This is a genomic window from Franconibacter pulveris (assembly GCF_056780215.1).
The window spans coordinates 3,808,414-3,821,752 of the sequence record NZ_CM165555.1; the positions used below are offsets into that span (position 1 = coordinate 3,808,414).

The 13,339-nt window shown below is 57.7% G+C and carries 14 protein-coding genes and 1 tRNA gene; 3 read left to right on the forward strand and 12 right to left on the reverse strand.

Annotated elements, in window-relative coordinates:
* Window positions 1-92: 92 nt before the first annotated feature.
* The gene (locus ACU4F7_RS17920) at window positions 93-1,292 is read right to left on the reverse strand and encodes an MFS transporter (RefSeq protein WP_024555515.1); all 1,200 of its coding nucleotides are present in this window, start codon (window positions 1,290-1,292) and stop codon (window positions 93-95) included.
* A 110-nt stretch (window positions 1,293-1,402) separates the two neighbouring features.
* Here ACU4F7_RS17920 and ACU4F7_RS17925 point away from each other — a divergent pair, with 110 nt between their 5' ends.
* Entirely contained in the window at window positions 1,403-2,356 is a 954-nt protein-coding gene (locus ACU4F7_RS17925; RefSeq protein WP_029591030.1) for an AraC family transcriptional regulator, read from the forward strand.
* A 31-nt stretch (window positions 2,357-2,387) separates the two neighbouring features.
* Here ACU4F7_RS17925 and ACU4F7_RS17930 read toward each other — a convergent pair.
* From ACU4F7_RS17930 to xerD, 7 genes are all read right to left on the reverse strand, one after another.
* Window positions 2,388-2,461 (reverse strand) — tRNA-Gly (locus ACU4F7_RS17930).
* A 98-nt stretch (window positions 2,462-2,559) separates the two neighbouring features.
* Window positions 2,560-3,315 carry an amidase activator ActS gene (gene actS / locus ACU4F7_RS17935; protein ID WP_481637470.1) on the reverse strand — a complete coding sequence of 252 codons (756 nt, stop codon included), beginning with the start codon at window positions 3,313-3,315 and terminating at the stop codon, window positions 2,560-2,562.
* A gap of 144 nt (window positions 3,316-3,459) precedes the next feature.
* Window positions 3,460-4,977, reverse strand: coding sequence for a lysine--tRNA ligase (gene lysS, locus ACU4F7_RS17940; protein WP_481637471.1), 1,518 nt, complete (start codon window positions 4,975-4,977; stop codon window positions 3,460-3,462).
* A 9-nt stretch (window positions 4,978-4,986) separates the two neighbouring features.
* A protein-coding gene (gene prfB, locus ACU4F7_RS17945; RefSeq protein WP_125454235.1) for a peptide chain release factor 2 occupies window positions 4,987-6,085 on the reverse strand; the annotation gives its coding sequence in 2 pieces (ribosomal slippage) (window positions 4,987-6,009 and window positions 6,011-6,085; 1,098 coding nt in all).
* 97 nt (window positions 6,086-6,182) lie between these two features.
* Complete coding sequence (gene recJ, locus ACU4F7_RS17950) at window positions 6,183-7,916, reverse strand: single-stranded-DNA-specific exonuclease RecJ (RefSeq protein ID WP_024555520.1); 1,734 nt, start codon at window positions 7,914-7,916, stop codon at window positions 6,183-6,185.
* 3 nt (window positions 7,917-7,919) lie between these two features.
* Window positions 7,920-8,639, reverse strand: a complete 720-nt coding sequence (gene dsbC / locus ACU4F7_RS17955; protein WP_481637472.1) for a bifunctional protein-disulfide isomerase/oxidoreductase DsbC — start codon at window positions 8,637-8,639, stop codon at window positions 7,920-7,922.
* A gap of 22 nt (window positions 8,640-8,661) precedes the next feature.
* Window positions 8,662-9,558 (reverse strand): site-specific tyrosine recombinase XerD, encoded by an 897-nt coding sequence (gene xerD / locus ACU4F7_RS17960; protein WP_481637473.1) that lies wholly within the window; start codon window positions 9,556-9,558, stop codon window positions 8,662-8,664.
* 101 nt (window positions 9,559-9,659) lie between these two features.
* Here xerD and fldB point away from each other — a divergent pair, with 101 nt between their 5' ends.
* Window positions 9,660-10,181, forward strand: coding sequence for a flavodoxin FldB (gene fldB / locus ACU4F7_RS17965; RefSeq protein ID WP_029591035.1), 522 nt, complete (start codon window positions 9,660-9,662; stop codon window positions 10,179-10,181).
* A gap of 12 nt (window positions 10,182-10,193) precedes the next feature.
* On the opposite strand, the gene ACU4F7_RS17970 is transcribed toward fldB, so the two are convergent.
* Together ACU4F7_RS17970 and sdhE are read right to left on the reverse strand one after the other, a co-directional pair.
* Window positions 10,194-10,610, reverse strand: a complete 417-nt coding sequence (locus tag ACU4F7_RS17970; RefSeq protein ID WP_029591036.1) for a protein YgfX — start codon at window positions 10,608-10,610, stop codon at window positions 10,194-10,196.
* Window positions 10,591-10,857: an FAD assembly factor SdhE gene (gene sdhE / locus ACU4F7_RS17975; protein ID WP_029591037.1), complete on the reverse strand. Its 267-nt coding sequence runs from the start codon at window positions 10,855-10,857 to the stop codon at window positions 10,591-10,593. Before sdhE ends, ACU4F7_RS17970 begins: the two co-directional genes overlap by 20 nt.
* A gap of 281 nt (window positions 10,858-11,138) precedes the next feature.
* Here sdhE and ygfZ point away from each other — a divergent pair, with 281 nt between their 5' ends.
* Entirely contained in the window at window positions 11,139-12,125 is a 987-nt protein-coding gene (gene ygfZ / locus ACU4F7_RS17980) for a tRNA-modifying protein YgfZ (protein WP_481637474.1), read from the forward strand.
* Window positions 12,126-12,161: 36 nt separating this feature from the next.
* Here ygfZ and trhA read toward each other — a convergent pair whose 3' ends face one another.
* Together trhA and yqfB are read right to left on the reverse strand one after the other, a co-directional pair.
* Window positions 12,162-12,815 carry a PAQR family membrane homeostasis protein TrhA gene (gene trhA, locus ACU4F7_RS17985; RefSeq protein ID WP_481637475.1) on the reverse strand — a complete coding sequence of 218 codons (654 nt, stop codon included), beginning with the start codon at window positions 12,813-12,815 and terminating at the stop codon, window positions 12,162-12,164.
* Window positions 12,816-12,981: 166 nt separating this feature from the next.
* Window positions 12,982-13,293, reverse strand: coding sequence for a N(4)-acetylcytidine aminohydrolase (yqfB, locus tag ACU4F7_RS17990; protein WP_029591040.1), 312 nt, complete (start codon window positions 13,291-13,293; stop codon window positions 12,982-12,984).
* Window positions 13,294-13,339: the final 46 nt, after the last annotated feature.

Genomic DNA, 13,339 nt, shown 5'->3' on the forward strand with positions numbered 1-13,339 from the left:
GCAATGTATAAAAAGAGTGAATACAGTCACGCCTTATCTTTGGCGCGCTTACAGGCAGATAAAAGCAAGGGGCGCATAGCGCGCCCCTTTCGTTATTCTGCGGTAGGCAGCGGTCTGACCCTGACCGCCACCAGCACCGTCGCCATCGCGGCCAGCAGCAGCAGCGCGCTGCCGGTAAAGACCCCGGTCGCGCCATTCATGTCAAAGATTATGCCGCCGCCCGCAGCGCCTGCGCTTATTGCAAGCTGGATGGAAGCCACCAGCAGGCCGCCCGCGCTTTCAGCTTCATCCGGCACCGTGCTGGCAAGCCAGGTAGACCAGCCGACCGGCACCATGCCGAACGCCAGCCCCCACAGCGCCACCAGCACGCCGTCCAGCAGCGTCAGATGACCAAACAGCGTTAACAGCAACGCCAGGACGCCCATCAGGCCCGGCGCCAGCGCCAGAGTATGACGCAGGCTGCGGGAGATAAAATGCCCCGCAAGCGACGTGCCGATAAAGTTCACCACGCCGAAAGCCAAAAGGATGAGCGAGATGGCCTCAACGCCTGCCCCTGCGACTTTTTCAAGGAACGGACGCAGGTAGGTGAAAAAGGCGAAGTGGCCGCTGAAGATAAGGATCGTGGACAGCAGACCGGCCACCACGCCCGGGCGCTTCAGCACCTTTATCAGCGTATGCAGGCTGCTGACATTCTCTGGCTTCATGGTCGGCAATACCCAGAGCTGCCACAGCAGCGCCAGCACGCCCGGTAATGCGGTTAGCGCAAAGACCGCCCGCCAGCCAATCAGATTACCGAGAAAGCTGCCGAGCGGCGCGGCGACGACGGTCGCCATCGACACGCTGGAGAAAATAATCGCCAGCGCTTTCGGCACCTGCGCGGCAGGAACCAGACGCATTGCGGTGGCGGTAGACATCGCCCAGAAACCGCCCAGCGCCACGCCCAACAGCAAACGGCCAACCAGCAACAGATCGAACGAAGGCGCCCACGCTACCATCACGCTGGAAACGGCCTGTAAGAAAGAGAAAAAGATAAGGACCCAGCGGCGGTCGATATTACGCGTGGCGGCGGTAATCAGCAGGCCGCTGAAAAGCGCCACCAGCGCGGTGGCGGTAACGGCCTGGCCCGCGGTGCCTTCGCTGATGCTAAGGCTGTTCGCCATCGGGGTTAACAGGCTTGCCGGCAAGAACTCCGCAGTGATGAGCCCAAATACGCCAAGCCCGAGCGACCATACGGCAGGCCAGGCGGCTTTTGCAGGTGCCGACGTTGCGGCAGCGGCGGTGCAGGAATTCATTAACTTATCTCCAGCAATATATTTACACAGGCGGCAAGCATAGGCAGTTCTGCCAGGACGATCTATGACATATAATCCTCATCTATTGATAATTCGTCCGGAGTTACGTTATGACGGCCTCTACACCCGATCTCACCAGCGAACTGCTGCGCGGCATGCGTCTTTCCGGCGTTAACTACCGGCGGATTGAAGCCTGCCGCCCGTTTGGCGTGCACTTTCACTACGCGCCGGGGCGGGCACAGTTTCACTTCGTCAGCCGCGGGCCGCTGCTGCTGCGCACCGTCAGCGGCAAGATCTATGAACTGGAGAGCGGCGATGCGCTGTTGATGCCCAACGGCGACGCCCATACGCTGCTTTCCGAGCCAGACGCGGCGGTAGTCGACGTCGCGCAGCTTGCGACTGAGCCGCTGTGCAAATCGGTTTGTGAAATCAGCAAAGCGGACGACAGCAATCCTCCTCAGCCGCCTGCGGTAGTATTCAGCGCATGTATGGAATTCGAGCTCGGCGGCATGCAGCCGTTAATCTCCGCCATGCCGGAAGTGATGCTGATAAGCCGTTTGCAGAAAAGCTGGCCGGAGATCCAGCCGCTGCTGGCGGCGATGGAGCGGGAGTCGCTGACGCGCCAGGCAGGTTACGCCACTATTCTGGCGCGGCTTGCCGACGTGGTGGCGGCGCTGATTGTTCGCGCCTGGGTGGAATGCGGCTGCGACAAAGCCACCGGCTGGGTGGAGGTGTTGCGCGACCCGAAGCTGAGCCGCGCCATTTACGCCATGCACCGTAAGCCTGGCGAAAACTGGACGGTAGAGAAGCTGGCGCGCGAGGCGGGCACCTCCCGCTCAGTTTTCGCCGAACGCTTTCTCGCCGCCACCGGCAGTTCGCCGGCGCGCTATCTGGCCGAGCTGCGTATGCGTCTTGCGGTGCAGTACATCAACGAGGCGCGCCAGCCGCTGGAGTCTGTCGCTTTCGAACTTGGCTACAGTTCGCTGGCGGCCTTCAGCCGGGCGTTTAAACGTATCGTCGGGAAATCGCCGGGGGCAGTCAGGGAGCCGGTGGAGGATATTTAGCAATAAGAGAAGAAAAAAAGCAGAAAAGTTCTGGAGCGGGCGAAGGGAATCGAACCCTCGTATAGAGCTTGGGAAGCTCTCGTTCTACCATTGAACTACGCCCGCGTTGAGGTGCGTATGGCATTATAGCCCTTCACCTCCTGATGGCAACCCCCGCCCTTTACTAACTGGCGGAATAATAAGCAGTTGCCGGACACGCTAACTTAACAGGATGGCGAACGCCCCTGCGGCGGCAGATAACGCTGCGGATCCAGCGCGGTGGCGCGATAGCGTATCTGGAAATGCAGCTTCACCGAATCGGTGCCGGTGCTGCCCATGGTGGCTATCTTCTGCCCCGCTTTCACCTGCTGGCCGTTGTTCACCAGCGTTGTGTCGTTGTGCGCGTAAGCGGTGATGTAATCCTCGGTGTGTTTAATCATGATGAGGTTGCCGTAGCCGCGCAGCTGATTGCCCACATAAACCACCCTGCCCGCTGCCGAAGCATAAATCGGCTGGCCGCGCTGGCCTGCGATATCGATTCCTTTGTTGCCGCCGTCTGCGGTGGAATAGCCCAGCACGACTTTCCCGCTGGTTGGCCAGCGCCAGCAGCGCTGCCCTGGCGGCGGCGCATCCACTTTCGGTAATGCGGCAGGCCTGCGTGAGGCGGTTGCTGAGCGAGAAGCGGTTCGCGATGCGCCAGCGCTTGCGGAAGATTGCACGCGCAGCCGCTGTCCGACTTCTATTGTATAAGGTGGTGAAAGGCCATTGAGGCGCGCCAGTTCGCCGACGCTGCTGCCCGTCATTCTTGAGATGCGGTAAAGCGTGTCGCCGCGCTTAACTGTATAGGTCGAACCGCTGTAGCTGCCTTTCGTCGCGTTCGAAACCCCCGCTTTGTTGCTGGAACAGGCGGCAAGAAACAGGCAAAAAAGCAGACACCAGGCTTTCTTATTCAGTAGTGCGGACGACCAATCCGTGCTCAAAACAGCTCCTCATTACAGACGATAATCAATTGACGGCGCTTATCTTAGCAGTTCCGTTTCGTTCGCCAAACCCGCACGGCCTTATAAAAAGAAAAAGCCGCGCGCTCCCTGCGGAACGCGCGGCTTTATGGCAAGCGTGACGGATTATTTCACCGGACGCATCGCCGGGAAGAGGATCACGTCGCGGATGGTGTGGCTGTTGGTAAACAGCATCACCATACGGTCGATACCGATGCCGAGACCGGCGGTAGGCGGCAGGCCGTGTTCCAGCGCAGTTACGTAATCTTCGTCATAGAACATCGCTTCGTCGTCGCCGGCATCTTTCGCGGCAACCTGGTCCTGGAAGCGTTGCGCCTGATCTTCCGCGTCGTTCAGCTCGCTAAAGCCGTTGCCGATTTCACGGCCGCCGATAAAGAACTCGAAGCGGTCGGTGATTTCCGGGTTTTCATCATTACGACGCGCCAGCGGAGAGACTTCCGCCGGGTATTCGGTGATGAAAGTCGGCTGAATCAGGTGCGCTTCGGCAACTTCTTCGAAGATCTCAGTGACGACGCGGCCAAGACCCCAGCTCTTCTCAACCTTAATACCGATAGACTGGGCAATGCCTTTCGCCTTTTCGAAATCATCCAGATCCGCCATTTCGGTTTCCGGACGGTATTTTTTGATGGCTTCGCGCATGGTCAGCTTCTCGAACGGCTTGCCGAAGTCGAACACCTCTTCGCCATACGGAACCTGAGTGGTGCCCAGCACATCCTGCGCCAGCTGACGGAACAGGGACTCGGTCAGCTCAATCAGATCTTTGTAGTCCGCATAAGCCATGTAGAGTTCCATCATGGTGAACTCAGGGTTATGGCGAACGGAAATGCCTTCGTTACGGAAGTTACGGTTGATTTCGAACACGCGTTCAAAGCCGCCCACCACCAGACGCTTCAGGTAAAGCTCCGGCGCGATGCGCAGATACATATCGAGATCCAGCGCATTATGATGCGTGATAAACGGACGCGCAGAGGCGCCGCCCGGAATCACCTGCATCATCGGCGTTTCTACTTCCATAAAGCCGCGGCCTACCATGAACTGGCGGATGCCAGCCAGCATCTGCGAGCGGACTTTAAAGGTCTTGCGGGATTCGTCGTTGGCAATCAGGTCGAGGTAGCGCTGACGATAACGCGCTTCCTGATCCTGCAGGCCGTGGAATTTATCCGGCAGCGGACGCAGCGCTTTGGTCAGCAGACGCAGCTCGGTGCAGTGGATGGAAAGCTCGCCGGTTTTGGTTTTGAACAGCTTGCCGCGCGCGCCCAGGATATCGCCGAGGTCCCACTTTTTAAACTGCTCGTTGTACACGCCTTCCGGCAGATCGTCGCGAGCGACATAAAGCTGAATACGCCCGCCCACGTCCTGCAGGGTTACGAAGGAGGCTTTACCCATGATGCGGCGCGTCATCATACGACCCGCCACGCTCACTTCCACGTTCAACGCTTCCAGCTCTTCGTTCTCTTTCTCATCGAACTCAGCATGCAGAAGGTCTGAGGTCTGGTCGCGGCGGAAGTCGTTCGGAAAAGCGACGCCCTGCTCGCGCAGTTGGGCCAGCTTCTCACGGCGCGTTTTCAGCTCATTATTAAGATCGACTGCCGCTTCTGCGCCCTGTGGTTGTTGTTCAGACATGTTGGTTCCTCATAACCCTGCTTTCAAACTTGCTTCGATGAATTTGTCCAGATCGCCATCCAGCACCGCCTGGGTGTTGCGGGTTTCTACCCCCGTGCGCAGATCTTTGATGCGGGAATCGTCCAGCACGTAAGAACGGATCTGGCTGCCCCAGCCGATATCGGATTTGGTATCTTCCATGGCCTGCTTTTCAGCATTCTTTTTCTGCATTTCCAGCTCGTACAGCTTCGCCTTCATCTGCTTCATGGCCTGGTCTTTGTTCTTGTGCTGCGAACGGTCGTTCTGGCACTGCGTTACGATGCCGGTCGGGATGTGGGTAATACGCACCGCCGACTCAGTACGGTTTACGTGCTGACCGCCCGCGCCCGAAGCGCGATAAACGTCGATGCGTAGATCCGCCGGGTTAATTTCGATATCGATATCGTCATCCACTTCCGGATAAACGAACGCGGAGCTGAACGAGGTGTGACGGCGACCGCCGGAATCGAACGGGCTCTTACGCACCAGGCGATGAACGCCGGTTTCGGTACGCAGCCAGCCGTAAGCGTAATCGCCGGAAATTTTAATGGTGGCCGATTTCAGGCCCGCCACTTCGCCTTCAGACTCTTCGATAACTTCCGTCTTGAAGCCGCGCGCTTCCGCCCAGCGCAGATACATGCGCAGCAGCATGCTGGCCCAGTCCTGCGCTTCGGTGCCGCCAGAGCCCGCCTGAATATCCAGGTAGCAGTCGGCGCTGTCATACTCGCCGGAGAACATGCGGCGGAATTCAAGCTGCGCGAGTTTCGCTTCCAGCTGATCCAGCTCGACGACAGCCTCGTTGAAGGTCTCCTCGTCGTCGGCTTCCACAGCCAGCTCCAGCAGGCCGGAAACATCGTCCAGCCCCTGAGTCATCTGATCTAACGTGTCTACGATAGCTTCCAGAGAGGAACGCTCTTTACCGAGCGCCTGAGCGCGTTCCGGCTCGTTCCAGACGTCCGGCTGTTCCAGCTCGGCGTTTACTTCTTCCAGTCGTTCTTTCTTGGCATCGTAGTCAAAGATACCCCCTAAGAACGTCGCTGCGCTCTGTGAGGTCCTGAATGCGGTTTTTTACCGGGTTAATTTCAAACATGGTCTGTAAGATCTTTTAGTGAGGACGAATGTCAAAATGCGGTCGTAAAACGGAAAGTCTACCGGATTTACGCCGCCTTTTATAGCGAATCCTGGCGTTAAACTGGCCAGAGATAGTCGATGATTAACTGCACGTTACGGTTGCCGCGAAACTCGTTCACATCCAGTTTGTACGCCAGCTCCACCTCGCGCACGCCCTGATCGGGCCAGCGGGTGGTATCAATGTTAAAGGCTATGCCATCAAGCAACGGACCGCCGCCGACCGGCTCCAGCATGAGTTTCAGATGACGCTCGCCTACCAGGCGCTGCTGGAGAATACGAAAACGGCCGTCAAAGAGCGGTTCGGGGAACATCTGCCCCCAGGGGCCCGCTTCGCGCAACATCTCCGCCACTTCCAGGGTCATCTCCTGCGGCGCAAGCGCCCCGTCGGACCAGATTTCCCCCTGCAACATGGCCGGGTCGAGCCAGTCATTCACCAGGCTGGAAAAACGCTGCTGGAACTCATCAAAGCGTTCCGCTTCAAGCGACAGCCCCGCCGCCATAGCGTGACCGCCGAATTTCAGCATCAAGCCGGGATAGAGCGTATCGAGGCGCTCCAGCGCATCGCGCATATGCAGCCCCTGAACGGAGCGGCCTGAACCTTTCAGTAGCCCGTCGCCTGCCGGCGCGAAGGCGATAACCGGACGGTGGAATCGCTCTTTAATCCGCGACGCCAGAATGCCCACCACGCCCTGATGCCATTCAGGATGGTAGATAGCAATGCCCGCAGGCAGCGTTTCCGCGCTGCGCTCAAGCTGCTGGCAAAGGGTCAGCGCTTCAGCCTGCATGCCCTGTTCAATCTCTTTACGCGTCTGGTTCAGCGCGTCCAGCTCGTTAGCGAGCATGCGCGCCTCGCCAATGTTGTCGCACAGCAGCAATGCCACGCCGACGGACATATCGTCCAGCCTGCCCGCCGCGTTAAGCCGCGGGCCGAGCGCGAAGCCAAGGTCGCTTGCCGCGAGCCTTTGCATATCGCGATTGGCGATTTCCAACAGCGCGCGAATGCCCGGGCGGCATTTGCCGGCGCGAATGCGGCTTAAGCCTTGCCAGGTCAGAATACGGTTGTTAGCGTCCAACGGCACCACGTCCGCCACGGTGCCAAGCGCGACCAGATCAAGGTATTCCGCCAGGTTAGGCATGGGAATGCCTTTTTCTTCAAACCAGCCCGCCTCACGCAGGTGAGCGCGCAGCGCCAGCATCAGGTAGAAGGCCACCCCGACGCCCGCCAGCGATTTAGACGGAAACTCGCAGTACGCCAGGTTTGGGTTAACCAGCGCATCCGCCTCTGGCAGCGTTTCGCCTGGCAGGTGGTGATCGGTCACCAGCACCGGGATCCCTAACTCATGGGCGCGGATCACGCCTGCGTGAGAGGAGATCCCGTTGTCCACGGTCATGATCATCTGCGCGCCGCGAGCGTGCGCCTGATCGACCACTTCAGGGCTCAGCCCATAGCCGTCGTCAAAACGATTGGGCACCAGATAGGCGACATTCCCGCCGCCGAGCGCGCGCAGCGCCAGCACGCTCAACGCCGTGCTGGTGGCGCCGTCGGCATCGAAATCGCCCACGATCATAATTCGCAATCCTTCGCGAAACGCATTATGCAGCATTTCCACCGCCTGCTGAATGCCGCCAAGCTTCTGCCAGGGCAGCATGCCTTTAACGCTGCGCTCCAGCTCTTCGGCGTTCTTCACTCCGCGGCTGGCATAAAGCCGCTTCAGCAATGGCGGTAAATCATCGGGCAACTGTGCGGATTCATCCACGGCCCGACGACGAAGTTGCGTTTGTTGTTTCACCCGTTACTGCCCACCCGCCTTTAACGGCTTATCATGTTCATTCAGGAAAGCTTTCATCTCTTTCGGCCCCTGGTAGCCCGGCACAACGTAACCGTTGCTCAGCACAATAGCGGGCGTACCCTGAACGCCAAACTGCACGCCCAGCGAGTAATGTTTAGCAATGTTCATATCGCAGCTGGCTGGCGCCGTCTGGCCGCCGTTCATGGCGTTATCAAAGGCTTTGTTGCGATCTTTGGCGCACCAGATAGCCTGCATATCTTTTTCCGCCTGGCTTTGCAGCCCCTGGCGCGGGAACGCGAGATAACGCACGGTGATGCCCAGCGCGTTGTAGTCTTTCATCTCTTCATGCAGCTTGTGGCAATAGCCGCAGGTGATATCGGTAAAGACGGTAATCACATGCTGCTGCTGGGGCGCTTTATAAACGATCATCTCTTTTTCAAGCGCATTGAGCTTGCCAAGCAGCAGTTGGTTGGTGACATTAACTGGCTGCGCGCCGCTGACGTCATAAAGCGGCCCCTGGATCATCTGCTTGCCGTCTTCAGTCACGTAAAGCACGCCGCTTTCCGTCAGCACGGTTTTCATGCCCGGCAGCGAAGAGGGCTGAATTTCCGCTCCCTGTACGCCAAGCTTCGCCAGCGACTGGCGGATAGCGGCGTCATCGGCGTGAGCGAAACCGGAAAGCGTCGCCGCCAGAAAAGAGAGCAGTAAAACCTGTTTTTTCATAATCGATCCTTGGATATCGCACTCACGCCCGCGGGTGGTGCTGTTGATGAAGTTGCCGCAGCCGTTCCGTCGCCACATGGGTATAAATCTGCGTGGTGGAAAGATCGCTGTGCCCCAGCAGCATCTGCACTACGCGCAAATCCGCGCCGTGGTTGAGCAGATGCGTGGCAAAAGCATGACGTAAAACGTGCGGCGATAATTTTTCGCTGTCGATACCGGCCAGTTGAGCATAATGCTTGATGCGATGCCAGAAGGTCTGGCGCGTCATTTGCTGGGCGCGGCTGCTGGGAAAAAGCACATCCAGCGACTGGCCGTTCAGCAGCCAGGGGCGCCCGTGCGCCAGATACTGTTCAAGCCAGTAGACCGCCTCTTCGCCAAGCGGCACAAGCCGCTCTTTATTGCCCTTGCCGATAACCCGCACCACGCCCTGGCGCAGGCTAACATCGCTCATGGTCAGCCCCACCAGCTCCGACACGCGAAGCCCGGTGGCGTACAGCACTTCGAGCATTGCTTTATCACGTAGTTCAATCGGCTGATCCACCACCGGCGCCTGCAGCAGGCGTTCAACCTGCGCCTCGCTGAGATCTTTCGGCAACCGCTGCGGCAGTTTGGGCGAGGCGAGCATGGCGCTCGGGTCATCCTCACGCGCTTTTTCACGGTAAAGATGCTGGAAAAGACGGCGCATAGCGCTCAGCATCCTGGCGGAGCTGGTCGCTTTAAAACCGCCTTCCACCCTTTCGGCAAGCAGCGCCTGTAGATCGTCGCGCTGGGCGGTGAGCAACGTCAACCCCCGGTGATGCAGCCACTGCGCCACCATGGTCAGGTCTCGCCGGTAGGCGCTCAGGCTGTTCTGGGCGAGATTTTTCTCAAGCCAGAGCGCGTCGAGAAACTGTTCTATACGAGCTAAATCTTGTTCCATCGCTTTTCCGCCTTTCGCCAGGGTCGCGCCATTATGCCTGATAGCGAACAGGATCTGGTACACTGGCGCCTCTGCAGATGAAGAAATGAGAAGTTACCGCTATGAACATTGGTCTTTTTTATGGTTCCAGCACCTGTTACACCGAAATGGCGGCTGAAAAAATACGCGATATTATTGGCCCTGATCTGGTAACGCTGCACAACCTTAAAGATGACTCGCCCACGTTGATGGAGCAGTATGACGTGCTGATCCTCGGCATTCCTACCTGGGATTTCGGCGAACTTCAGGAAGACTGGGAAGCCATCTGGGATCGGCTCGACAGCCTCGCCCTTGAGGGCAAAATCGTGGCGCTTTACGGCATGGGCGACCAACTGGGCTATGGCGAATGGTTCCTGGACGCCCTCGGCATGCTGCACGATAAACTCGCCCCAAAAGGCGTTAAGTTTATCGGCTACTGGCCTACCGAAGGGTATGAGTTTACCAGCAATAAGCCGGTGATTGCCGAAGGCCAGCTGTTCGTCGGCCTGGCGCTGGATGAAACGAACCAGTATGACTTAAGCGAAAGCCGCATCGAAAACTGGTGCGAGCAAATTCTGGGCGAAATGGCCGAGCAGTTCGCCTGAGACCGTTTCAGGTCAGGAGCAAGGGTGGCCCGGGCGTTGCAGCAACAAGCGCCGTAAATCGCGCCACTCGCCTTCCGTCATGCTGTCCGCCGCCAGCCACAGATGCTGGCGACGCGCAGTCTGTTCATCGCGCAAACGCAGCATCATTCCGCTGTTGAGCATCCATGGCGAATCGCCGATTTCCCACTCTATTCCTTGCCAGCGCAGGCGATAATCGGCGGTGAGCTTCACCTCGCCCTGACAGGCGTTAATGCGCCGCTGGCTGCGCACGCAGTCAAATACCACCAGCGAGAGCAACAGCAGCCAGACCGGCATATAGCTCAGCGGCCAGGGCAACAGCAAAATCGCTGCGGCAACAAGGCCGTGGAGCAGCAGCGAAAGCCACTGCGCTCGCCACGAGACGCGTAGATCAGATTGCCACAGGACCACGTTCCTGATTCCGTGTCTGGATTAACTGCACCATCCGCGCTAATTCCGCATCCGCAGGCTTGCCGTGGTTCATCAGCCAGTTAAATAAATCAGGATCGTCGCATTCAAGAAGACGGACAAACAGCCGCTTATCCTCATCGCTCAGCGTGTCATATTCATACTCGAAGAACGGCATGATAGAGATATCAAGTTCGCGCATACCGCGACGGCATGCCCAGTGGATTCGGGCTTTGTTATTGATGTCCATGTGCATATTCCCGCTTAACCGCTTTTAGAAGACGGCTGCTAGTGTACCGCTTTTTTTCTCCGCCTTTGACAGGAATGTTGCGAATTGCGAAGCGTTGTCCAGGAAAATAATTTCCTGGGGCAACAATTTCCTTTTGCTGCGAGGCAACGCCCCTTCTTCTTTAAGCGCACGAAAGGGGATATCAAAAGACTTGCATTGTCCGCAGCCTCTTTAACAATATGTGGTTATCGCACCTTTAGCGTGAACGTAATTTCGCGTAAGCAACCTGGGACTTTATTGTTATGGCATTCACTCCATTTCCTCCGCGTCAGCCCGCCGCCGCAGCGCGCCTGCCGCTGACGCTTATCTCTCTGGATGACTGGGCGCTCTCAACCCTCACTGGCGCCGACAGCGAAAAGTATCTGCAAGGCCAGGTGACGGCGGACGTGGCCCAACTGGCTGAAAACCAACACCTGCTGGCGGCGCACTGCGACGCCAAAGGCAAAATGTGGAGCAACCTGCGCCTGTTTCGCCATGGCGAAGGGTTCGCCTGGATTGTTCGCCGCAGCGTGCAGGATAATCAGCTGGCGCAGCTGAAAAAATATGCGGTGTTCTCCAAAGTGGCTATCGCCGAAGATAAGGAAGCAGTGCTGTTGGGCGTGGCGGGTTTTCAGGCGCGCGCAGCGCTGGCTAACCTTTTTAGCGCCCTGCCGGATGAACAAAATCAGGTGGTGCGCGAAGGGGCAACCACGCTGCTGTGGTTCAACCTGCCGGCCGAGCGTTTTCTGCTGGTAACGGATAAAGCCACCGCTGGCGATATCACGGAAAAGTTGCGCGGCGAAGCGCAGCTCAACGCCAGTCAACAATGGCTGGCGCTGGATATTGAAGCCGGGTATCCGGTGATTGACGACGCCAACAGCGCGCAGTTTATTCCGCAAGCGACCAATATCCAGGCGCTGGGCGGCATCAGCTTTAAGAAAGGCTGCTATACCGGTCAGGAGATGGTCGCACGGGCGAAATTCCGCGGCGCTAACAAGCGCGCGCTGTGGTATCTGGCGGGCAAAGCGAGCCGCGTGCCGCAGGCCGGCGAAGACCTGGAGCTGCAGATGGGCGAAAACTGGCGTCGCACCGGGACCGTGCTGGCGGCGGTGCAACTCGACGACGGCCGTTTGCTGGTACAGGCGGTGATGAATAACGACATGGAAAGCGGCAGCGTATTCCGCGTTCGCGACGAAAGCAGCCATACGCTGGCTATCGAACCGTTGCCTTATTCGCTGGAAGAAGCCTGAGCCTGAAGCCCCCTCGCCTGCGCGAGGGGGTTAGCGTTATTTGATATAGAGATAAATAGCGAGGAAGTGGCAGACGCTGCCGCCCAGTACAAAGCCGTGCCAGATGGCGTGGTTATAAGGGATGCGTTTACAAACGTAGAAAATCACGCCGAGCGTATAAACCACGCCGCCCACCGCCAGCAGCGTCACGCTGCCCGCCGCCAGTTTTACCGCCATCTGATAAATCACCACTAAGGAAAGCCAGCCCATCGTCAGATAGGTCGCCAGCGACAGCACCTTAAAGCGGTGCGCGATAGTGAGCTTAAAAAGAATTCCCAGCAGCGCCAGGCTCCAGATAACAATCATGAGCCCCCTCGCCAGCGGCGAGTTAAGCCCTACCAGCAAAAACGGCGTATACGTGCCTGCTATCAACAGATAAATAGCGCAGTGGTCGAATTTCTTCAGCCAGACCTTGGCCCTGGCATGAGGAATAGCATGGTAAAGCGTGGAGGCGAGAAACAGCAGGATCATGCTGCCGCCATAAAGGCTATAGCTGGTAATGGCCATGGCGCTGGCGTTGGTGTCCGCCGCCTGCACCAGCAGCAATACCAGACCGACGATGCCAAATACCAGCCCAATGCCGTGGCTGATGCTGTTGGCTATTTCCTCAGCCAGCGAATATCCCTGAGCAATGAGCGGCTTGCGAACCATAGTGAAGCTCCGACAGAGGTGTCAAAAAACAGACGACATGCATAGCCTAACTGAGAATGATTTCAGTGAACACCTGTTAGCTAAAATAAATCTGTTACCTGTCGTGACCGCGCCGCTTCGCTTTATGCATCACGCCTTTAAAGCAGGCGCAAAGCTTACAGCTGTGCTATGAAATCCGCTTAAAAGCAATTACATAAAGCTTATCCAGACCCGGGTATATCTCTGCTATCACCTGCCGGAGTTCAGCGAGCGTCATATTTTCCTGGCGCGCATGCTCGTCGCTCAGCTCGTTAAGCGCGACTGGCGTGGTGCTGATAACTTCAAGCGTGCAAAAATAGCCATTATCTTCATAGCGTCCGGTGCGCAGGCGCTGGCCTGGCTGGAAATGCGATTCGGCTGCATCGCGGATCGTAATGGTTTTACGCCCGGCCAGGATATCCGGCTCAAAGCGGGCGAAAAAGGTAATGTCGTTTTGCAACGGTCTCTCCTCAGGCAAAAAGCAAAAAAGCATCATAAGCGTCAGC

Bases quoted from the DNA above. Each gene is read 5' to 3' on its own strand.
- ACU4F7_RS17920 (WP_024555515.1), bottom strand. From the start codon at position 1,292: ATGAATTCCTGCACCGCCGCTGCCGCAACGTCGGCACCTGCAAAAGCC.
- ACU4F7_RS17925 (WP_029591030.1), top strand. From the start codon at position 1,403: ATGACGGCCTCTACACCCGATCTCACCAGCGAACTGCTGCGCGGCATG.
- lysS (WP_481637471.1), bottom strand. From the start codon at position 4,977: ATGTCTGAACAACAACCACAGGGCGCAGAAGCGGCAGTCGATCTTAAT.
- dsbC (WP_481637472.1), bottom strand. From the start codon at position 8,639: ATGAAAAAACAGGTTTTACTGCTCTCTTTTCTGGCGGCGACGCTTTCC.
- xerD (WP_481637473.1), bottom strand. From the start codon at position 9,558: ATGGAACAAGATTTAGCTCGTATAGAACAGTTTCTCGACGCGCTCTGG.
- fldB (WP_029591035.1), top strand. From the start codon at position 9,660: ATGAACATTGGTCTTTTTTATGGTTCCAGCACCTGTTACACCGAAATG.
- sdhE (WP_029591037.1), bottom strand. From the start codon at position 10,857: ATGGACATCAATAACAAAGCCCGAATCCACTGGGCATGCCGTCGCGGT.
- ygfZ (WP_481637474.1), top strand. From the start codon at position 11,139: ATGGCATTCACTCCATTTCCTCCGCGTCAGCCCGCCGCCGCAGCGCGC.
- trhA (WP_481637475.1), bottom strand. From the start codon at position 12,815: ATGGTTCGCAAGCCGCTCATTGCTCAGGGATATTCGCTGGCTGAGGAA.